Origin of the sequence: Bacillus sp. UNC438CL73TsuS30 (assembly GCF_000482325.1) — a bacterium.
Lineage (GTDB): Bacteria > Bacillota > Bacilli > Bacillales > Cytobacillaceae > Neobacillus.
In genome coordinates this window covers 364,861-385,328 of sequence record NZ_KI535296.1, presented here as the reverse complement: position 1 = coordinate 385,328, position 20,468 = coordinate 364,861, and the positions used below count along the sequence as shown (strand labels likewise).

Sequence of the window (20,468 nt, the reverse complement as noted above, 5' to 3'; positions counted from 1 at the left end):
TTTACTTGGATTATCATATTACAACTAATGACTTCTGTAAAGTTATTTTATCCGATTATTAAAAATTAATGTAGAAAAACCTATCAGAAAATTCTAATAGGTCATGAAAAGTTATTTCCACCAAGAATCAAACATGGTTGCTGGCAGTTGGCGTTTATGTTCGGTCATGCGATAACGGTTTTCAACTTTCTCGGCAATTTCCTTTGAAACAGGTCGACCTTCCAGGTAATCATCAAGCTCATCGTATGTAATGCCCAATTCCGTTTCATCTGCTTGCCCTGGCTTATGATCCAGTAAATCTGCTGTCGGTACTTTTAAATATAATCGCTCATCCGCTCCAAGTTCTTTTAATAAAGCTTTTCCCTGGCGTTTCGTTAAACCTGTAAGCGGAAGAACATCTGCGCCCCCATCGCCATATTTCGTATAAAATCCAGTAACAGCTTCAGCAGCATGATCAGTACCAATTACAAGTAGCCCTTCCATTCCTCCAACTGCATATTGAGCAATCATTCTCATCCTAGCTTTAACATTTCCTTTTTGATAATCACTTAATGGTTTACCTTTTGTCATCCCATCATACTCCGATTGAACAGAATCAACAGAAGACTTTATATTAAAAACGTAGTCTTGGTCTGCCTGAATAAAGGACAACGACCTTTGTGCATCTTCTTCATCTTGTTGAACACCATAAGGCAGACGGACTGTAATAAAAACAGCTTCCGTTCCTTCCTTCCGCAGCTCTTCAACTGATAACTGCGCGAGGCGCCCGGCAAGGCTTGAATCCTGACCGCCGCTAATCCCTAAAACATAACCTTTTGCCTTTGTTTTAAGCAAGTAATTTTTTAAAAAGTCAATTCGCTTTCTAATTTCCTCTTTAGGGTTAATCTCAGAAGATACATTTAACTCCTGCATAATTTGGTTTTGCATACTCATCTTTTTCCTCCATTCTATACACTGAAATTACTAGGTCACATCTCTAAACTGTGGGATTTCCCCAAATTTATGATTGTGTGAATATCATTTGCAATGGCTTTAATTTTCGTCCTTTTGGAATGAATATTCAATAAAATCGTAATTTGGGTTTTATCATTATAATATACATGAAGCGATTCCCACCCTAATAAAACGCCGCGGCTTAATATCCTATTGCCATAGTTATAAAGCCCAAGTCCATATTTCGAGATACTTCTTGGCCTAAGCATTTCCTTCAAACGATTTCTAGAAATAAGTTTACCACCAAATAATGCCTCATCAAAACGAGATAAATCAAGGGCAGTTGTAAAAATATCTCCACAGCCAAAAAGAGGATACGGATTCAGCTTTTTAATGGAATGCAGATGTTGACCTATTTTTAAATACCCAGTGGATGTGAAAGGAAAAAGATTTTCTCTCGTAATAAATCCTGAACTTTTCATTCCTGCAGGAGCAAAAATATGATGTTGAATATATTCATGCAGTGTTGTTCCCGACACCTTTTCAACAATATAGCCCAATATGAGATAATTAATGTCCTTATAATCCCATCTTGTGCCCGGCATAAATAGAAGTGGTCTTCCTTCCGCCTCGTGTATCATATCCACGGGCTTAGTATCCCAGACTTTCCACAACGGTTTTTGAATTCCTGATGTATGGCTTAATAAATGAACTAATTTTATTTTTTGGCCATTAGGAAATCCGGGAATATATTTTGATAAAGGGTCTTCAATCGATAGTATGCCTTTTTCTTGCAGTTGTAAGATACATACCGCTACAAACGCCTTGGAAATCGAACCAATTGGATAGGTTGTATCGGGTTGGTTCAAAATATGATTCTTGAAATTCGCATAGCCCATCCCTTTGTTAAAGACCAACTTATGATCCTTGATAACGGTAACACTTCCATTAAGACGCATGAGCGTTAAATAATCTTTAATTCGTTCTTGTTCATTGTTTCCCTTTTGCACAATCTTTTTAAGATTAATTTCATGCTGCTTTGCTAAGGTCCGATTAGGCCGATTAATAAATCCATTATTGTTTTGGCAGGCTGTTTGTCCAACTATCATCAATACCACGACTAAACAAATTAGAAGATTTTTTATCATTCCAATCCCCCATACCATCCATTTCCTTTTATTATTTTTTATCATAATGCTTCCATTAAACCACTTTTTTCCTTAATTTATCATGAACATTTGATTAGAATTTTCGGTTAGTGCCAGAAGTTCTGGTAAAAAATAAATTATATTGCGAGCACTTACGGGAGGATTAAAAATATGGACGCAAAAACTTGTAAAGAGTCAGTAGTAGTAAGAACAAGTAGGGTTTTTCCAAATGATGTAAATAATCACAATACCTTATTTGGCGGTAAACTAATGAGTGATGTAGATATGATTGCATCCATTTCTGCTGTAAGGCATTCAAGAAGAGAATGTGTTACAGCATCTACCGATTCTGTTGATTTTCTAAGTCCAATTACTCCTGATGATTCTGTCTGTTTCGAATCATTTGTAACCTGGACAGGGAGAACTTCGTTAGAAGTCTTTGTTAAGATTATTGCTGAAAATCTAATTTCTGGGGATAGAAAAATCGCTGCCACCGCGTTTTTAACCTTTGTTGCCTTAGATGATGACGGCAAACCCGCACCAGTACCTGGAATCATCCCTGAAACCGAGGAAGAAAAAAAACTACATGAAACGGCTTCAAAACGGGCTGAAGAACGAAAAGTGCATAGACAAAACAGCAAAGAATTAGCAGATCACTTAACCATTAATAAACCATGGGAATAAGAAAGGGTTCGTCGAGATGACGAACCTTTTTACGTTAAACCTTCTAATTCTCTTCGATTTGGTGCATGTGGAGGCATTTGAAGCCAGCCTCGATTTACCATGATAGTAAAACCCTTCTCTCCATAAAGCAAAATCTCAAGGATAAACTTTTGATAATGAGCCGCTAGGTCTGTTCGCATTGATAAGGACAGGGCGTGCCCAAGGAGAGTAATATCAATCGCATTTAAAGAATGAAAGAGCAGAACGATCAATTTATCGGAGAACGGAGCTGCTTGTGAATCCGTTACCGCCATTGTGGTTGGCCTTACTCCCAAAAGCTCTTCCCTCTGGAGAAGATCGTTAAACACCTGAATTTGCTTTTCAGAAATTTGTTTGCCCTCTTTAATATATTTTCTAATTTCTTTATCTTTAACAATTTGTAAAAAAGCCGTACAAATGAGAATTGAAAAATAATTCCGTTCGACATTAAAAAAAATCTCTGTAATTTCCGCTGTATTTAACGGTCTTTTCTTACCAAATCCCAAAATATATGATTGTTTTTCAATATATTCAACCTTTTTAGGGTATGGAATCATCGGAGGGCGGTCATAGATTCCCTTTTTAAGCATTAAAGTAGTAGCATCTTGATACAAAGTGGCAGATTCTTTCACTATGGTTGTAAAAAAATTCAGAACATCCATTCTTGCAACATTTGCGGTGACAAATCCCATATTGATCATATTCATACGGCCCACCGAATAGACAAAGCTTAAAGCAAATGTATCATAAAACAAAGGAGGGACAGATAAGTCGACGTCCTCATCTGTGAGTCGATCTGGCAGGGGGATTCCTTCTTCCGTAAAAATATCGGTAACTTGTTGAATACGACTAATGGAAGCAGTTAGAGCTTGCTCTAGTACACTTTTTATTTCTTCATCCTGATTATGATGAAGAAAATATTCCAATAACCGAATTCCTATATCCTCTTGGAGAAAAACTGCCCATAATCCCCCAATTTCTGAACTGGATAATCTTGCCGTATGTGAAACCATTATATCCCCCCCCTAAAAACATGGTTTAAAATTAGGTTCCCTACATACAATTTGTTTTATACTTATTTTGCCGTTTCTTCCGTCTGAGGTTTCCAATTCATTACTTGATCATCTTCGTCAATTTCGATGGTAACGTCGACTACACCCTTTTCCGCCATAATTCTCTCTTCAAGGCGGTCTTTTATATCATCTGCTGCAGCAACTGTCAATTTCGGATCAACCTCTATTTCTAATTCAACGTGGAGATCCTCCCCCTCTTTAATAACGGTTATCCCCTGGATATCCTTCACATCAGGATCTGCCATCACGAGATTACCAATTTTGTCTTCCATTTCTTCATCTGCCTGCCCGATAACACCTGCGGCATTATCTAAAAATACCCTGCCGACGACAAAGAACATCATCGCTCCAATAATAATCGAAACAAGTCCCTCTGCCTGGTGAAAAGCGGTAAAATGAGAAATAAGGACAGCTATAATCGCCAACAAGCCGCCAAGGGTTGCGACCATATCCTCCATGAAAACTAGTTTCGTTGCAGGCTTTGCTCTGCCCAAGTTCGCAAAGCTTTGGGCAAATACATTTAAGCCTTTAGCCTGGACCTCTACTTCATGCAAAATCTCCTTCATCGCTTTAAATAGAACGGATGTCTCAAGAATCGTTGAGACTCCTAACACGATAATATTTAGAATAAATCCATGGGATGCTGTAGGATGGACGACATGATGATAGCCTTCCACAATTGTCTCAAATGCCATTATCCCAACGACTAACACGGCACCTAAAAGAACTAAGTTGACCAAGCGGCCGAATCCATTGGGAAATCGTTCCGTTGGTGCTTTTTTACTTAAAGCAGACCCAATAAAAACAAATAACTGGTTTGCCGCGTCCCCTAAACTATGCATCGTTTCAGCGAACATCGCTACATTTCCCGTAAACGAATAGGCAACCCCTTTAATAATGGCTATGATCGTATTAATAATCGCAGCCAGCATCGCTGACTTATTGCCCTTTTTTAATAACTGAAATAATTCTCTCATCGTATCCCCTATTCTTTTTATATAATTAATACCCTTAATATTTTCTAAATCACCTGGATTCATGAAAAAATCTCAAGAAGCCCTTGTATAAAAACGGAATATTTTAGAAAACAAGGTATATTGTAGAAGGTATTTAAATAAACCGTCAAGAAATTAAGAAGCAAAGAGGTATTTATTCCTACAAAAGGAGAAATTACATGACTTTCGATGAAATGATGAAAAAGCTTGCTGAACTTGGGTCGGAACAAACGAAAAAAACCTTTGTCAACCATGGAGCAAAGGAACCACTTTTCGGAGTTAAGGTTGGGGATTTAAAAAAACTAGTGAAATACGTAAAAAAGGATCATGAATTAGCATTAGCGTTATTTAATTCTGGTAACCATGATGCAATGTATTTGGCAGGACTTTCGATTAATCCGCAAAAAATTTCAAAAGAAACACTTCAGGATTGGGTGAAGAATGCAAATTGGTATTTGCTTGCTGAATACACGGTGGCAGGGGTGGCCGCCGAAAGTCCATATGCCCTTGAACTTGCACGAGAGTGGATGGGGTCTGAAAAAGAAATGATTGCCGTTTGCGGCTGGAGCACCTATGCAAACTACTTATCGATTGCCCCTGATGAAAATTTAGATATAACTGAAATTCGCAAATTACTGGATCTGGTTGAGGCAACCATTCATGAAGAAAAAAATCGGGTTCGGTACGTGATGAATCTCTTTGTGATATGTGTCGGTGCATATGTAGTTTCCTTACATAATGAGGCAATTAAAGTGGCAGAAAAAATCGGAAAAGTACATGTCGATGTAGGGAAAACAGCCTGTAAAGTACCAATTGCAACTGAATATATTAAAAAAATTGACCAAAAAGGAAAAATTGGCGTAAAGAAAAAGACCTGTATCTGCTAAAACGGCCCGTCTTAAAAACGGGCCATCATTTTATGCATTTTCTAACACTAGAAATAACCGATTGTTTCGCACACTTTTCTCATCATCAGACACGAGATCGTATTTTTTTAATAAATGGAAAACCTCATTCAATAATTCCTGTGAATGTTCTTTTTCAAAAAACTGCTTAAATAATGGCTGCATCTCTTCGGGCAAAAAGGCTGCCTGTGATTCATATTTCATTTTTACATCTTCATGTGAATGGTCCAGCTTACATTCGCTCATGCCTATAACCTCCTTCAATACCATTAGAATAACACAACCCCCATTCTTTTTAGAATGAGGGTTCAAATTATACCTTTTTTTGATCCGTCACTTCTAAAACATCCAGAAGGAAAACAAAGATCGGAATTCCAACAATCAAACCCCAAACCCCAAAAAAGTGCTCAGAGAAAATCAAGATAATAAACGTATAGAAAACAGGAAGATTGGTCTTAGACGACATCAAATTTGGATTTAAAATATAGGCTTCAATCCCATGAATGATCGCGATGGCTATTCCAACATAAAGCACCTTCATTAAACCACCGATACTGTAAGCGATAATCGTCAGTGGAATTAACGATAGAATCACCCCTGCTACCGGAATAAGCCCCAGAAGGAAAATCATAATCGAAAGTCCGCCCAGCTGTGGGAAATCCAAGATCCATAAAGAAATCGTTGTTAAAATACAGTTAACGACTGCAATAATTAATTGAGCCTCGATTACCTTACCAAATGTCCCTACAAATTTTTTGGCAAAAAATTCAATTTCAACGTAAATGGAGGAAATCTTGCTCTTTTTAAATTTCTTTGTAAACTCAATTAACCTTGGTTTTTCCAACAGGAAAAATAAACTCATTAATAGCGCCAAAAGAATTTGCAGGCTTACCTTACTGATATCTGTAAAATATTTGATTAAGAAGGTGAATCCCTGCTCTAAGTAATTCGATATTTGGATTTCTTCAATTTTTTCCGTAATATAATTTAAAACAATATTATCATGCTTTGTTGTATAGAAGGTGGTTAATTGTTTAATAAGCTGCGTTATTTCTGCTGCAATAAGCGGTAAATAAACGACTAATCCATACGAAAGCAATCCAACAATCACCGCATAGGAGACCACCACGATGATCTTTCGATTCAATCGAACTTTCCCCTCAATAAATTTAACTAAACGATCCATTAAAAATGTAAAAATAAAGGTAAATAAAATTAAGTTAATCATCTCTTTCATCCCATATATAATAAGGGCAATGAAAATGAAGATTAATATTCTTTTAAAGCCGCTGCTCTGCCAAAGTTTAGTGATCATATATTTAATCTAACCCCATTATTTGTACTTATAGTCTAAAAATACTAAATTTATTATAACAAATCATTTTTTAAAATTGTTACTTTTTAGAAACATTCCTTCAAGCAACATTAAAAATGGACAGGTTTCATCGAGTCGTCCAGCGCTTTACTTTCATAACCGTGCTTGCTTAAATAGTCCAGCAGTTTAGGCAGGTGTTTCAAGGTTTCCCTTTTTTCATGCATTAGGATTACAATCGGCCCCTTTTGTTTTGATTTCTGCTTCAATTGCTGGATTACATTTTTTACAAATCGTTCGTCCCTGTAATACCAGTCCTGACTGTCAATATTCCAGTCCCACATCCTATATCCGCTTTTTGAGACTGCCTGTTTTTCTTCTTTTGTCATATATGGGTAGCTTCCGTAAGGTGTTCGAATTAAATGAGAATCTTCCCCTGTTATGGTTTTTAAAGAATACTGGGTCTTATTTAATTCTCCCATGACAGATTTTTCCGATGCATAAAAAAGTTTAACATTATGGGTTACACCATGAATGCCGATGCTTTCCCCAAGCTTCACCATCTTATTAACCGCATGGGGATATCTTTTAATATTGCCATCGAGCATAAAAAAAGTAGCTTTGTAATGATATTTTTCCAGTACTGCAAGAATATCCTCCGAAAAGCTTTCCGGTCCATCATCAAAAGTTAAATAAATGGTTCTTTTTCTGCTATTTACGGTTTTTAATTTGTTATCCTTTTGCTGAACTAAATCGGCGTCCTTTTTCGATGATTTAGGAGTTTTATTTTTGTTCGCGGCTACGTGTTCTGGAGCGCTATGCTTTGCAGTAGTTTTATGTCCTTCATTATGAGTCTCGTCATCTACTTTTTGCCGATGCCGTAAATCAGCGGTATGCTGCTTCTCTTGCCATAATTCCTTTTCAAACAAATCATCTATCGTTACTTGATAAATTGATCCGGCAGTCTTTTTTAAAGTCATTTTACTGCTGTCCTTTTCCCCGATACTAGGTTCATTTGCTTCTGCCTTTGAACCGAAATTATAGATGATAAAGGCCCCTGAAGTGAGTATGCCCAAAGCGACACTGCACAGAAAGGTTCCCTTTAACCATCTATTTTTCCCCATCTCCATTTTTTTAAATCCCTCTTTGCTGTAATTTTATGTCCTTACGCCCATTATAGACGATTTTTCTCGCAAAATGTTTCAAATATATCAAAAATATTACAAATCTATTAAAAGTTTTTACTTTAAATAGATTAAAAAAGAGGCATCACTTGGATGCCTCTTTTTAGTCTATTTTAAATTATTCGTCATATTACTAAACGGCCACCAATTGGCTTTGCCAAAGTTTTTAACCATGACAGGAATAAACAACGGTAGTATGACGAACGCGTACAATAATAAACCAACTAAGACAATCGAAGCAATCTGGAGCAATGATAGCATCCCTGAAGGCATCATAGCCGCAAATGTTCCTCCTAAAATGATCGCCGCCGAGATAATGACCGTACCCATCTTTTTCATCGATAACAACATCGCATCTGCTACCTTTAAATCCTTATACTCATTAAAGCGATCCATCAAGAAAATACTATAATCCACTCCCAGAGCCATCAAAATTACAAATCCAAAGAATGGAACTGCCCAGCTGATTCCTGTATAGCCCAGCAGATTTACAAATAGCGCTTCATTCATGGCCATCGCTGTATAGTAAGTTAAAATCAATGAGCCAATAATATATAACGGCATGATAATGGATCTAAATAAAAGAATTAAAATCAGCGTAATTCCAATCAACATAAGTACAACTGTCCGTGAAAAATCCTGATTGGACATTTTATTTAAATCTGCGTTTGAACTGGTAATACCGCCAACTGCAACAACCGCATTTTCAAGCTTCGTACCTTTAACTGCCCTTTTCACCGCATCCTTAATTTCAGGAACCTGGTGAATCGCTTCATTTGAATATGGATTTGCTTTAAATACCACATCCAATGTCATAACTTTACGGTCATCCGACAGATAGGTATCCATTGCCTGTTTAAAATCCTTGCTTTCCACCACTTCTTTTGGCATATGGAATCCTGACATACTGGTCGAGTCGGATAAATCGGATAAATAACCTTGAGCAGAACCAAGACCATCCGATACTTGATTTAACCCTTTCGCACTTTGGTCAAGCCCGTTCGATAACTGTGTTAATTGGCCTGTTAGACCGCCAAATCCTGAAAGCAGTTGCTTTTGCCCATCATTGATTCCAGACAAACCACTAGTCAGTTTTGGCATATTAGCAACAATTTGACCTTGACCGTTTGCCAACTTGTCAAGTCCTGCCTGCTGCTGCTCAATCCCTTTAATTAACTTTTCCAGACCCGCAGCAAGTCCCTGCTGTCCGCCATTTGCTTTTTGAAATCCAGCGTTCGCCGTATCCATTCCCTTTGTAATTTGAGAAAGACCTCCGTTTAACTGATTAAGGCCACTGGAAAGAGGTGCTAGCTGCTGCTGCAGTACCTGAACAGTTCCTTTTATTTTTTGGTATTGCCCTTCTTTCGCCAATCCATCATAATGGCTTTCCAAATAGGTAAAATCTTCGCTCTTAATCTGGGCAAGCGCACCTGATAACGCTGTTAATCCACCGCCTACATCCTTATATTTGGTGTTTAATATTTTAAGATTCGCATCTATGTTCTGATAACCCTTTTGCAACTTTTTATAGCCATCAAGTAAGTCATCGGCACCTGCTTTCGTTTTTTCCAATCCTTTTTTCAATTCAGTAGAACCCGCTGAACCCTGGCGGATCCCGTTTTCAATTTTGGAAAGATTTGATTGAATTTCTGTCAGCCCGCCTTTTAGCTGGTCTGTTCCCGAAATTAATCCATTAATCCCGTTGACCGCACCTTTTAACTGCGGTCCGGACTTCGAAAGCTTACTGCCCGCTTCCTGAAGACCGTCACTAATTTTCGTAATCCCATCCTTGCCTTTGCCTAAACCATCCCCAAGACTTTCAGCTTGTTTATTTACATAAAATTCTTTAATTTCTTCCCCTGTTGGCCTTGTGACAGAACGGACTGTGTCAACTTGATCCACCTTTTCTACTTCTTGGCTAATTTTTTCAGCCAATTCCATATAATCTGTTGAATTCATCGCCTCATCATTTTTAATTACGATTTGAGTGGGCATCGATTCACCAGGACCAAAACTGTCAGCAATCGCATTAAAAGCACGGATAGAAGGAACCTTTCCGCTGATTTCTTCTAAGGAGTTAAACGATAATTTCCCATCATAGGTAACTAAAAATGGAACACAAATGGCCGCAACAATTAATAATGAAAGCACTGGACGAGCCAGGGAAAACTTTCCGACAGCCCCCCAAAGCTTGCTTTCAGCATGTTCTGCACTTCCCTTTGACGGCCAAAAAAGTTTTCTGCCTAATACCGCCATGAAGAATGGAACGATTGTAAATAAGGCGATCAAAAGCATTGCCACTCCAATGGCAACCGCTGAAGAAGATTGGTAGAGGATGAATTGAGAAAAACCAATCGTTGCAAACCCAATCATCACGGCTAAACCGCTAAATAACACCGTTCGTCCAGCAGTACGATATGTTTCCACGATTGCATCAATGATCGTTTCTCTTTGAGATAATTCCTCTTTGAATCTACTAAGCAATAATATACAATAATCCGTTCCTATTCCGAATAAAACGCAAACCAAAAAGATTTGTGTATAGTTGGAGACAGGGAAATTCAGCTTATCTACTAAAATAGCAATAATCGATTGCGCAGCCAGATAAGTAATTCCCACTGTTAGCAATGGAATTAAGGGGGATATTAATGAACGAAAAACAAGCAGTAATACAGCTAAAATAAACACGACTGTAATTCCCTCTGTTTTCTTCAAGCCTTCTTCTGAGCTTTTCATCAAATCCTCATTAATCATCCAGTTACTGGTGTAATAATGTTCCACCTTTACAGTTTCAATCGTTTTATACAAGGCAGCACTGACTTCTTTGGGCTCCCGGTCATTCCAGTTCACCTTAACAGACGCAAGAATGGACTTTCCGTCCTTGGCAACAAGCTGTTTTTTTAAGCTTTTTTCATTAAAATGACTTAAGATTTCGGTAATACCAAGCTTTTCTTTGTTGTCTTCCAATGCTTGAATCGCTTTTTTTGCTTCCTCAATTTCCCCATTTGTTAACTTTTTATTATCATGAAACACAAGGGCAACTTGGGTTTCCTTGCCGCCATCCTTCTGTTTCTGAACCTGATTCATAATCTCCGTAGCTAAATGGGAGGAATATCCCTTTGGAACATCGACCTGCCCCTTATCGCGGACAAGGTCAGCCATATTCGGAGCAATCATGAATAACCCCACTACGACTGCAATCCAGGCAATTAACACGAGCCATTTACTTTTAATAATAAACCTCACCGTTTACTCCTCCTGCTGTAGCTCTTTATTTTCAATAAGAATTCGATTTATCTTTTCATACGTATTTAAAAATTGTTTGATTTCGGTTTCATCGAATTGGGTAATCAAGGATTCAACTAATTTATAGATTCGGTCCTCCGTTTGTTCAAATAAGTCAATGCCCTTCTCCGTTAACGTTAGATACACTACACGCCGGTCATTTTCATCACGGGTACGTTGAATTAAGCCCTTTTCCCACATCCGATTAATAATGGCAGTGATGGCGCTTTTTTTCACCTCAAAGACTTCTGCCAATTCAGTAGATGTACAGGTACCTGATTTGTGGATATACCTTAACATATAGTGCTGGTCACTAGTGAGATCACTGCTAATTTGCTCTTTTACCAGCGATTCACCTTTTTTATTGACGGAAAAGGAAAGCGTGATATAACGGTCCACTAATTCTTGAATGTTTTTATCAGCCATTATGTATCGATTCACCTCACTCGAATGATTCTACTGTTTAATTGTTCAACTCGTTAACTATTAACAAAGTTAACTATAATAGGGATGGAATTATTTTGTCAATGATTTATTGGCTGTTTACTTTGAAAGGAAAAATACAGTGAATTAGGGAGGGGAGAATATCCATACAAAATAAAGCAAGGTGATTTATAACAAATCACCATGGTTAGTTTTACTCCGTATTCAATTCTTGAATCAGATTCTTTAATTTCCTTAATTTTTGAGTGTTTAATTGACCCTCGGACAATTCGATTTCAAGCTTTAATGTGCCCTTTATCATGCCGCTGCTTATTTTTGTTTCACCATCTTGGTTACCTTTAATGAATTGGTCTATGTCTACATTTAAGGTTTTTGCTATTTTATCTAATATTTCTATACTAGGATTCCGTTGGATATCCCGCTCAATTAAACTTAAATAAGACTTTGAAATACCCGATAACTCACTTAACTGGCTTATTGATAAACCTTTTTCTTCACGAAGTATTTTGAGTTTAGTTCCTTCCATAAAACCTCTCCTTGATTAGCAGATTCTTTTTGTTGTATTTTTCATTCACAATAAAGAACAAAACATTAAAAAAATATTTATCCTCCTAGACCCTTTGTGATTAACGTAATAACTAGAGGTCCCAATATGACAATAAATAATGCTGGAAATATGAAAAACACCATTGGAAACAGCATTTTTACTGGCGCCTTCATCGCCTGTTCTCTTGCAGCTTCACGTCGCTGTTCACGTACACGGACGGTAAGATTCCCTAAAACCTTTGCCATTCCAATCCCAAGCTGATCCGCTTGAATCAACGAGGTGATTACACTCTGAAACGAATCAGATGGGACACGCTTCCGAAGCTCGTAAAAAGCTTCTCTTCTTGATTTACCAAGCTTCATATCCTCTAAAGTTCGAAGGAACTCTTCTGACAGCGGACCTTTATATTTTTTTGACACCTCTGCGAGGGCCAAATCCAGCCCCATCCCTGCCTCAAGCAAAAGATTTACCGTATCAAAAAAATCGGCCATCGATTTATTAATTTCTTTAACCCTTGCTGTCTTTTTCTTTCCAAGCTGGAACACTGGAAGCCGGAATCCTAAAATCGCCATAGTGATTGCCATCAACCAGACTAACATTTTATTGTCCGCAACTGGCAATAAAAAGAGAACGACCGGCACACTTATACCAATACTCAGTACAAATTGAAAAAGCCTAAAATCAATTGCAGACTTGAAGGGGTAGCCCGCATCCCTTAGAAGCATATCTAGTTTTTTTCTTTCCACTTTGGAAACCTTTTGATTTAATAAATTGGTTCCCTTATTCCAATACCGATCAAAAAGCTCTCTTAATCGATCATCATTCTTTTTTCTTAAGATATTATTTTTTTCTTTTTTAACTGGTTCCCCGAAAAACTTTCCAACACGTTCATTGAAAGCAATTTCCTTTTTGAAAATCGTTAACAAGAAACCTGCCATTATGAATGTCACAAATCCGGCTGATAAAAAAATGAAAACCACGTTCAACAAGAATCCTACACCTCAATTCGGATGATTTTCTGGATTACCACCCACCCAATAATGATGAAGACACTGCCTACTGTTAGCATTGCCCATCCCAATGGATGATGCAGCATCGGTGAAAAATAATCTTTGCTGACAAACGCTAAATATAAGCCAAGTCCAACCGGCAGTAAGGTGATAATCCAAGATGACATTCTTCCCTGTGCTGTTAAAGTATTTAGTTCTTCAAGCACTCGGACTCTGCCTCTAATTGTTTCTTCCATTGTTTCCAATAGCTCAGCAAGATTTCCGCCGCTCTTCCTTTGTGCAAGAATGGCCTGAACGACAACTTCCAATTCTTTGTTAGGTAATCGGTCAATTAATTCTTCAAATACATCCTCTAGTGGCATCCCAAGTCCGGCCTGTCTGACAATCCGCTCAAATTCTGGACCAAGCGGGTCTGGAATTTCTTTACCAACAAGTTGCATTGCCTGCATAAAGCTGAAGCCTGCCCTCATGGAATTAGCCATCATCCCCAAGACTTCGATTAACTGATAGGACAACCGATTTAACCGTTTTTTTCGTTTTTGTTTCATAAAATAATGGGGAATGGCATATCCAATAATTACCGCAATGGCAGAAAGAAACCATGGCAGGACTAGGAAAGCTGTGAATAGTCCGAAACCGGCAGAGCCTAAAATTCTCAACGCAAAAAACTCTTCCGGCCTTAATCCACTACCAGCTTCTACTAGCATTTTTTCTGTTTTCCTGCTAAATTGAACATTCTTAAAAATATTTGATAGAGAAAGAATAAACTGTTTAGAAAACGGTGGTCTTTTTTCTTTCTTACTTTCATCCTCTTCCGCTTGCGAAACTGGCAAAAACTCCTTGATTCGGTGATTCATTCTCCTCTTTTTTGAAAACCCACTTAAGATAAGATACATCGAAATACTAACGACTAAAAATACAAAGACCATTTCGATGACTAATTTCAATTAAACCACTCTCCAACAAACCAGGAGGCAGGCAAGGAGTATCCATTCAATTCAAGCTGCTCTGTGAACTTTGGCCTGATACCTGTGCTAATAAAGCTTCCTTGAATCAGACCATCGCCATTATGTCCCTTTTCTTTAAATAAAAACAGATCCTGAAGAACGATTGTATCGCCTTCCATTCCCAGTACTTCCGTTATATGGGTTATTTTTCTCGTACCATCCTTTAATCTTGACTGATGAACAATCAAATTGATGGCATTGGCAATCTGTTCACGGATTGCCCTGACAGGAAGCTCATAGCCTGCCATCAACACCATGGTTTCCAAGCGGGAAAGGATATCTCTAGGGGAGTTAGCGTGCCCAGTACTTAAGCTGCCGTCATGACCCGTATTCATTGCTTGAAGCATATCCAGTGCTTCGGCTCCACGAACCTCCCCAACTACTATCCGGTCAGGCCGCATCCGCAGCGAGTTCCTGACTAAATCGCGAATCGTAATTTGTCCTTTTCCCTCGATATTCGCAGGGCGGGATTCGAGCGAAACAATATGTTCCTGATGAAGTTTAAGCTCTGCTGCATCTTCGATGGTAACAATTCGCTCTCGATTTGGTATAAAAGAAGAGAGAACGTTTAAGGTTGAAGTCTTCCCAGAGCCTGTACCACCACTGATAAAAATATTAAGCTTGGACTTAACACAAATTTCGAGGAATTCTGCCATCTCTTCACTTACCGTTCCAAATTCGATTAAATCTTTGATGGTAAAAGGGGTATCTGAAAATTTCCGAATCGTCAAACTTGGACCCTTTAAAGCAAGTGGAGGAATAATTGCATTTACACGCGATCCATCTGGCAGGCGGGCATCGACCATCGGAGAACTTTCATCGACACGACGACCTATGGGTGCGACAATTCGCTCGATTACCCGCATAACATGCTGGTCATCCATAAAGCTTACATTACTTCTTGTAATCTTACCGTTTTGTTCATAATAAATTTCATCATAACTATTGACCATGACCTCACTAATTAATGGGTTCTCTAACAGAGGAGTTATCGGACCATAAGCAAGCAATTCATCCTTTACGTATTCAAAAATTTCTTGCTTTGCCTCAAAGGTTAATCTACCACCTTCTTCATTAAAAAAGGCTTCTCCTAATTCCTCTATTTTCATTTTCTCCTGCTCTTTATTCTGACTGGGATACTTTTTCAACTCTTCTACTAGATAATTGTGAAGACTTGCTTCAATGTTCCAAAATTCCTGTGATTTTTTTATAGCCGGAGACTCTTGGACCTCTTTGATGGGTTTACTTTGTATACTTGGTGTACTTGATGTATTTGGTGTAATGGTTGCAGCTGCTTCCTCTTTATACCGTTTAAATAGTGACATTCCTTTGTTCTCCTCTCTTTCCAAATAGAGACCAGCGTTTTACTTTTTTTAATTTCTTAGTCTCACCAATTTTTTGATCGGTTAGCTTCTCTGAAAGCTTTAAAACAGCCTTCCCAAGCTGGCTCCGTGGGTTCGAGAGAATAAACGGCTGCCCTGTTTTTATCGAGGAGGACGCTATATTTACTTGTTCTGGCAGGGTGAAAAAGATATTTAAGCCTAAGATTGCTTCAATTTTTTTTACATCGAGTCCCTGTTTCTTTACAGAACGGTTCAAAATTAGTTTTACGCGATCTTTTAAGTTAATTGATTCTAACATCTCTAAATAGAGTTGATTTAATCTTAAAACGGAAACATCGTTTTGCGTTACTAGTATGATCTCATCTGCTAAATCAAGGAATCGGAGATGAAATTCTGAAATGTGTACCGGCATATCAATTAAGACAATATCGAATAGTTTCTTTGCTTCGTTGACGGCTGCTTTCATATGATCCTCTGAAATTCCTTCAAAGAACTCTGGACGGGGAGGAGCGGCAAGAATCGAGACATTGCCCTCAACAGCGGTCATATATTGGTTGATTGAATATTGTTCGCGGCCATATCCTTCCTTTACCCATTCATAAATCGTTTTTTTCGGTTTTATATTATAATACATGGCCACCTCACCAAATTGGAGGTTTCCATCAATTACAGCAACTTTTTTCCCCATTTTTGCGAACGCTACAGCTAGATTAACGGTTACAATTGTCCTGCCCACGCCGCCCTTTGGATTGGTAACGGCAATCACTTTACTTTTTTCTTTTATTAAATTGACAAAGCCTTGGTCCTTCTTTGCTCGATGCTGCATATATTTCTTTGCATGCTCAATTGCATCATTCAGTTCTTCCTGAGTGTACGACGAACGCAAGGAATCCGAAGCCCCCATCAGCATTGCTTTTTTTAGGTTTTCTAAGTTATCAGGTACAATTAAGATGATATAAACATGCGGGTAAAGAACGGATATTTCCTGACAAAAATCAAATACATTGTAAAGTGTATGAGATTTTATAAATAATACAGATTGATTATTCTCAATTAAAAGGGATCGGAGTCTATCAATCTCGTTGGTCGCAGTTAATCGAAACTGCTTCTTTTCTAAAAGTGATTTTATTTCTCCTGGAGGCGTATTCGTATCAGAAAAATAAACCCAGTTTATGTTCATTTCGATTTAATCCCCCTCTTTGATTACTTCTCTAGTTTGCTTAAGGCCGACTTTTCCTATATCTGTGTCCTCTGTATTTCTAAGCATTAAATAGAACCCATCCTTATCTTTGGCCGCTAAACTAAGCATCACGCCTTCTTTTGGAGTAACCTCTAATGTAACGGTTTCATAATGGAGGGCTTCTTCCTTGTTGTCACTGGATTTACCGGAAGATAAGACTTTTACATTTTCAAGGACAAGCACAGCTGATCTATATTCTTTTTTCGTTTTATCATCTTTTTTCGTTCCGTAGGCAATTACATCAACTTTGGAATTCGGGGCAATATACCCTGAAACCCCTTGAGCTGGGTCAACATTGATCGAGATTGCCCTTTTGCCATTACTTACATCGACGAGCGGATTAGTGAATTCCCTTTTTAGCGCTTCTTCTTTTTTCGCTTGTTCCTCATCTGTTTTTTTCTCATCGTTATTCTGAGCAACCGCTACAGTTGTTGTTGTTGGGACTTTCCCCTTTGAGAATACCGATAGATATGCAATACCTGCTACCCCAATCCCCAAGAGTAATGAAATAATCCATATTTTTTTTGTGTTCATAATGTCCTCCCCTATTTCAACGACTTTCCAGTATTACTCTACAAGCTTGACGCCTTTTAAATAATTGTAGCCACCGGATTCACCTTTTTCCCCCGTAGTGACGGAACTAATAAATTGTCCTACGATGCTTTTGTTTTTACCTTGACTCTCATATTCCTTGACCCAAAAGGGAGCAAAACCTATTATTTCAACTTGTTTTTTACCATTTATACCTTCCCAGGAATCAATAATAGGGATATAAATTACTCGTTTACAAGTATTATCAGCTGTAGCTGCAGACTGACACCACTCTTTGTCTTTGTCGCTATTAATTAAAGAGTCAGAGTCAGTTTCAACTGCCTTTTTAATGGGTCCATTCATATCACCTGTTTCTGTAAAAACTTTTTCACCTATTGAAACAATCTTTTGGCTGCCATTTTTAATTCCATCTTCCACATATGGCGCTCCGTTTCCATCTATACTAAGAAACCCGCAATTTCCAGGGCTATTTTTTCCCGATTCATTTTCTACATTGCCACAAGTGATGTTTGTTTGATCTGGAACTGCGCTTTTCTCTACTGCAATCGGGGCGATTCCTTTAGCGGATTTTAAGGGAGTAACAACCGCTTTTGCTGTAGCACTAACATCTGCATTATTTATTCCCAATACACTCGTAAAAGTAAGTGGAACATTAATTTGCTTAATCGCCTTAATAGAATCATTTGTTAAGGTTAAATTGTCTTTTTTTAGTGGATAGCCATTTTTTTGTGAAACATCTTCAGCATTTTCGATTGCCCGCGCCTGATTTGTTGTTAATCCCTGAGCTCCTGCTAGAACAGCCGCATCAACAGCCTTTTTTAACTTGCTCTTCTCTAAATAAAGCCTACCGCCATCTATCACTAAAGCAGTGAAACCTAGAAGAGCAACCATTGAAATAGCCACTATTACTAAGGACGTACCGCTTTCATCTCGCAATTTTAACAAGCTTAAAAATCTTTTCATTTATTCCACCCTCATTACAGTGGTATCTGTTAATGTTATTGGTCCAACAATATCTCCAATAACAGGAGTAAGAAATGTAATAGGATAATTAATTGTTATACTTACATTTGATCCAGATGCCTTTGTTCCGGAAGGAGTAACTCCTACTTTATCTGCTGTTAGGCCAATGCTTGATGCATCGGAAACAGCTGTACTTTTGATTGTACTATCATCTTTACCAATACTTGCTGCACGTGCTGCTTCTCTTCCCGCATGATCCATGGTCAAATACACATGAAATACCCTTGCAAAGTCAATAATTCCGAATAACAATAACACTAAAATAGGCAGAATCAGTGCAAATTCTACCAGAGATTGACCTTTTTCTGATTTCATTAAAATCCACCCCAGACAAGCGTACATAAAGTGCCTAACACAATGGGCACCCCATAAGGAAAGGAGATAATACTTTCTTTATCTTTTGCAATAATCATCGATCCAAGATCATTTCTGAAAAAAACTACATTGAATAATGTGGATTTAATTATGTTGATAAAACCTTTTTTCTTAATAATTAGTACGAGTGCAATAGCTCCTCCGATTAAGGCGGTGTATATAAATGAGTAAAAAACAAAGATAGTTCCCATTAGGGACCCAATTGCTGCCAGTAGTTTTACGTCACCCGCTCCCATACCACCTAATAAATAAGGAATGATAAGTAATCCCAGTCCAACAAGAAATCCTTTTCCACTAAATAGAAGTCCACCAAACCCATTTGAAATTAAATGATAAAGGAAAGCAATTAATATTGAAGGTAAAGTGACACTATTTAAGATTTTTCTATTTTTTATATCCGTAATAAGTGAAATTAATAACATGATCACTAAAACTATTATTATCATCATAATTTACCTCAATTTTTAAGGGATAAGCCCTACTTATACAAGCAGGGCTTCAGTTGAAATTTAATGATTGCTGGTTTTTATTACTTTTTTATGATGCTGCTTTTCCACCTATTGCCGTAACAATACTATTAAATACAGTTTTGATTTGAGTTCCTAGTACAGTCACTGCACCAATAACAACAACTGCAACTAAACCAATAATCAATCCATACTCTGATAATGCTTGTCCTTCTTCTTGTACTACTAGATTTTTAATTTTTTTCAACATGTTTCATTCCTCCTATATATTTTGTTAGTTTTTAAGATTAGTTCACTGTATCGAACAATACCTCCAACCTATTTGTTCTATATCTTCCTGTTGTTTGTTCTTTTTAATGAACAACTCTTGAGTTAATAATAGTACCATTGTCCCAAAATGTAAATAGTTTTTCCTATTTTTTGTTCTAAATAAAAAACGACATCATTCAACATTTTTCATTATTGAGAACAAATTATTCTTATTGTATATTCAATATATCGAACAAATTGAATGATAGGAGAGTATAAAATGGAGCCATTAATTAAAACCATCCCTTTTTCTATTAAGCTTGCAGATTCTTTTTTTGCTAGACTAAAAGGATTAATGTTTCGAAAAGAACAGTTAATTGAGGAAGGATTATGGATTTCCCCTTGTAATTCAATCCATATGTGTTTCATGCATTTTGAAATCGATGCCGTATTTCTAAGCTATAAAGGAGAAATTGTAAAAGTGGTTGAAAGATTAAAACCTTGGAGTTTTGTAAAGCCCATCAAGGAAGCCTACTCCGTTATTGAACTTCCAGCAGGGGCAATTTCACAATTAGGCCTAAAGCAGGGAGATATCCTATCACTTTAAAGAGACAGATGCTGTCTCTTTTTTTTTGCCTCTAAAACGAAAATATAAATTTAAATCATGGACAGAC

Annotated in this window: 22 protein-coding genes; 3 read left to right on the top strand and 19 right to left on the bottom strand. The window is 37.6% G+C overall.

Translation table 11 applies throughout. From position 1 onward, the window contains the following. Positions 1–111: 111 nt before the first annotated feature. Together nadE and M028_RS30950 are read right to left on the bottom strand one after the other, a co-directional pair. Positions 112–933 (bottom strand): ammonia-dependent NAD(+) synthetase, encoded by an 822-nt coding sequence (gene nadE / locus M028_RS0123435; protein ID WP_026576009.1) that lies wholly within the window; start codon positions 931–933, stop codon positions 112–114. 35 nt (positions 934–968) lie between these two features. After that, on the bottom strand, positions 969–2,081 hold the full coding sequence (locus M028_RS30950; protein ID WP_197031463.1) for a serine hydrolase domain-containing protein: 1,113 nt from the start codon (positions 2,079–2,081) through the stop codon (positions 969–971). A 171-nt stretch (positions 2,082–2,252) separates the two neighbouring features. On the opposite strand from M028_RS30950, the gene M028_RS0123425 reads away from it, so the two are divergent. After that, positions 2,253–2,765, top strand: coding sequence for an acyl-CoA thioesterase (locus M028_RS0123425; protein WP_026576008.1), 513 nt, complete (start codon positions 2,253–2,255; stop codon positions 2,763–2,765). A 29-nt stretch (positions 2,766–2,794) separates the two neighbouring features. Here M028_RS0123425 and M028_RS0123420 read toward each other — a convergent pair whose 3' ends face one another. Both M028_RS0123420 and M028_RS0123415 read right to left on the bottom strand, forming a co-directional pair. After that, positions 2,795–3,796 (bottom strand): DUF3231 family protein, encoded by a 1,002-nt coding sequence (locus tag M028_RS0123420; RefSeq protein ID WP_026576007.1) that lies wholly within the window; start codon positions 3,794–3,796, stop codon positions 2,795–2,797. 62 nt (positions 3,797–3,858) lie between these two features. After that, positions 3,859–4,833 (bottom strand): cation diffusion facilitator family transporter, encoded by a 975-nt coding sequence (locus M028_RS0123415; RefSeq protein ID WP_026576006.1) that lies wholly within the window; start codon positions 4,831–4,833, stop codon positions 3,859–3,861. 197 nt (positions 4,834–5,030) lie between these two features. Between M028_RS0123415 and M028_RS0123410 the strand changes: the two genes are divergently transcribed. Beyond that, complete coding sequence (locus M028_RS0123410) at positions 5,031–5,738, top strand: DNA alkylation repair protein (RefSeq protein WP_026576005.1); 708 nt, start codon at positions 5,031–5,033, stop codon at positions 5,736–5,738. A gap of 30 nt (positions 5,739–5,768) precedes the next feature. Here the strand turns inward: M028_RS0123410 and M028_RS0123405 are convergent, their stop codons facing one another. From M028_RS0123405 to M028_RS0123335, 15 genes are all read right to left on the bottom strand, one after another. Beyond that, entirely contained in the window at positions 5,769–6,002 is a 234-nt protein-coding gene (locus M028_RS0123405; RefSeq protein ID WP_026576004.1) for a hypothetical protein, read from the bottom strand. Positions 6,003–6,069: 67 nt separating this feature from the next. After that, the gene (locus M028_RS0123400) at positions 6,070–7,071 is read right to left on the bottom strand and encodes an AI-2E family transporter (protein ID WP_026576003.1); all 1,002 of its coding nucleotides are present in this window, start codon (positions 7,069–7,071) and stop codon (positions 6,070–6,072) included. Positions 7,072–7,181: 110 nt separating this feature from the next. Then, complete coding sequence (locus M028_RS31675; RefSeq protein WP_051591219.1) at positions 7,182–8,198, bottom strand: polysaccharide deacetylase family protein; 1,017 nt, start codon at positions 8,196–8,198, stop codon at positions 7,182–7,184. 162 nt (positions 8,199–8,360) lie between these two features. Further along, a complete protein-coding gene (locus M028_RS0123390) occupies positions 8,361–11,498 on the bottom strand; it encodes an MMPL family transporter (protein WP_026576002.1) in 3,138 nt (1,045 codons plus the stop codon). Between the two features lie 3 nt (positions 11,499–11,501). Beyond that, complete coding sequence (locus M028_RS0123385; RefSeq protein ID WP_026576001.1) at positions 11,502–11,963, bottom strand: MarR family winged helix-turn-helix transcriptional regulator; 462 nt, start codon at positions 11,961–11,963, stop codon at positions 11,502–11,504. A gap of 211 nt (positions 11,964–12,174) precedes the next feature. Next, on the bottom strand, positions 12,175–12,507 hold the full coding sequence (locus tag M028_RS0123380; protein ID WP_026576000.1) for a helix-turn-helix domain-containing protein: 333 nt from the start codon (positions 12,505–12,507) through the stop codon (positions 12,175–12,177). A 77-nt stretch (positions 12,508–12,584) separates the two neighbouring features. Then, complete coding sequence (locus M028_RS30940) at positions 12,585–13,508, bottom strand: type II secretion system F family protein (protein WP_231510882.1); 924 nt, start codon at positions 13,506–13,508, stop codon at positions 12,585–12,587. A gap of 14 nt (positions 13,509–13,522) precedes the next feature. Next, entirely contained in the window at positions 13,523–14,485 is a 963-nt protein-coding gene (locus M028_RS30935; protein ID WP_051591217.1) for a type II secretion system F family protein, read from the bottom strand. Further along, positions 14,482–15,870, bottom strand: coding sequence for a CpaF family protein (locus M028_RS0123365; protein ID WP_026575999.1), 1,389 nt, complete (start codon positions 15,868–15,870; stop codon positions 14,482–14,484). Before M028_RS0123365 ends, M028_RS30935 begins: the two co-directional genes overlap by 4 nt. After that, on the bottom strand, positions 15,857–17,068 hold the full coding sequence (locus M028_RS0123360; protein ID WP_026575998.1) for an AAA family ATPase: 1,212 nt from the start codon (positions 17,066–17,068) through the stop codon (positions 15,857–15,859). The genes M028_RS0123365 and M028_RS0123360 overlap by 14 nt, the downstream gene beginning before the upstream one ends. 6 nt (positions 17,069–17,074) lie before the next feature. Then, positions 17,075–17,662 carry a Flp pilus assembly protein CpaB gene (gene cpaB / locus M028_RS31670; protein ID WP_026575997.1) on the bottom strand — a complete coding sequence of 196 codons (588 nt, stop codon included), beginning with the start codon at positions 17,660–17,662 and terminating at the stop codon, positions 17,075–17,077. 33 nt (positions 17,663–17,695) lie between these two features. Next, positions 17,696–18,643, bottom strand: coding sequence for a TadE/TadG family type IV pilus assembly protein (locus M028_RS0123350; protein WP_026575996.1), 948 nt, complete (start codon positions 18,641–18,643; stop codon positions 17,696–17,698). After that, positions 18,644–19,018 (bottom strand): TadE/TadG family type IV pilus assembly protein, encoded by a 375-nt coding sequence (locus tag M028_RS0123345; protein ID WP_051591216.1) that lies wholly within the window; start codon positions 19,016–19,018, stop codon positions 18,644–18,646. Continuing rightward, complete coding sequence (locus M028_RS0123340) at positions 19,018–19,527, bottom strand: A24 family peptidase (RefSeq protein ID WP_026575994.1); 510 nt, start codon at positions 19,525–19,527, stop codon at positions 19,018–19,020. The genes M028_RS0123345 and M028_RS0123340 overlap by 1 nt, the downstream gene beginning before the upstream one ends. 88 nt (positions 19,528–19,615) lie before the next feature. Then, on the bottom strand, positions 19,616–19,795 hold the full coding sequence (locus M028_RS0123335; protein WP_026575993.1) for a Flp family type IVb pilin: 180 nt from the start codon (positions 19,793–19,795) through the stop codon (positions 19,616–19,618). Between the two features lie 279 nt (positions 19,796–20,074). On the opposite strand from M028_RS0123335, the gene M028_RS0123330 reads away from it, so the two are divergent. Next, complete coding sequence (locus M028_RS0123330; protein ID WP_051591215.1) at positions 20,075–20,401, top strand: DUF192 domain-containing protein; 327 nt, start codon at positions 20,075–20,077, stop codon at positions 20,399–20,401. The last annotated feature ends 67 nt before the right edge of the window (positions 20,402–20,468 follow it).

Bases quoted from the DNA above. Each gene is read 5' to 3' on its own strand.
- M028_RS0123420 (WP_026576007.1), bottom strand. From the start codon at position 3,796: ATGGTTTCACATACGGCAAGATTATCCAGTTCAGAAATTGGGGGATTA.
- M028_RS0123415 (WP_026576006.1), bottom strand. From the start codon at position 4,833: ATGAGAGAATTATTTCAGTTATTAAAAAAGGGCAATAAGTCAGCGATG.
- M028_RS0123365 (WP_026575999.1), bottom strand. From the start codon at position 15,870: ATGTCACTATTTAAACGGTATAAAGAGGAAGCAGCTGCAACCATTACA.
- M028_RS0123380 (WP_026576000.1), bottom strand. From the start codon at position 12,507: ATGGAAGGAACTAAACTCAAAATACTTCGTGAAGAAAAAGGTTTATCA.
- M028_RS0123410 (WP_026576005.1), top strand. From the start codon at position 5,031: ATGACTTTCGATGAAATGATGAAAAAGCTTGCTGAACTTGGGTCGGAA.
- M028_RS0123345 (WP_051591216.1), bottom strand. From the start codon at position 19,018: ATGAAATCAGAAAAAGGTCAATCTCTGGTAGAATTTGCACTGATTCTG.
- M028_RS0123335 (WP_026575993.1), bottom strand. From the start codon at position 19,795: ATGTTGAAAAAAATTAAAAATCTAGTAGTACAAGAAGAAGGACAAGCA.
- M028_RS0123360 (WP_026575998.1), bottom strand. From the start codon at position 17,068: ATGAACATAAACTGGGTTTATTTTTCTGATACGAATACGCCTCCAGGA.
- M028_RS0123385 (WP_026576001.1), bottom strand. From the start codon at position 11,963: ATGGCTGATAAAAACATTCAAGAATTAGTGGACCGTTATATCACGCTT.
- M028_RS0123340 (WP_026575994.1), bottom strand. From the start codon at position 19,527: ATGATGATAATAATAGTTTTAGTGATCATGTTATTAATTTCACTTATT.
- M028_RS0123425 (WP_026576008.1), top strand. From the start codon at position 2,253: ATGGACGCAAAAACTTGTAAAGAGTCAGTAGTAGTAAGAACAAGTAGG.
- M028_RS0123400 (WP_026576003.1), bottom strand. From the start codon at position 7,071: ATGATCACTAAACTTTGGCAGAGCAGCGGCTTTAAAAGAATATTAATC.
- cpaB (WP_026575997.1), bottom strand. From the start codon at position 17,662: ATGAACACAAAAAAAATATGGATTATTTCATTACTCTTGGGGATTGGG.
- M028_RS0123350 (WP_026575996.1), bottom strand. From the start codon at position 18,643: ATGAAAAGATTTTTAAGCTTGTTAAAATTGCGAGATGAAAGCGGTACG.
- M028_RS0123405 (WP_026576004.1), bottom strand. From the start codon at position 6,002: ATGAGCGAATGTAAGCTGGACCATTCACATGAAGATGTAAAAATGAAA.
- nadE (WP_026576009.1), bottom strand. From the start codon at position 933: ATGAGTATGCAAAACCAAATTATGCAGGAGTTAAATGTATCTTCTGAG.
- M028_RS0123330 (WP_051591215.1), top strand. From the start codon at position 20,075: ATGGAGCCATTAATTAAAACCATCCCTTTTTCTATTAAGCTTGCAGAT.
- M028_RS31675 (WP_051591219.1), bottom strand. From the start codon at position 8,198: ATGGAGATGGGGAAAAATAGATGGTTAAAGGGAACCTTTCTGTGCAGT.
- M028_RS30950 (WP_197031463.1), bottom strand. From the start codon at position 2,081: ATGATAAAAAATCTTCTAATTTGTTTAGTCGTGGTATTGATGATAGTT.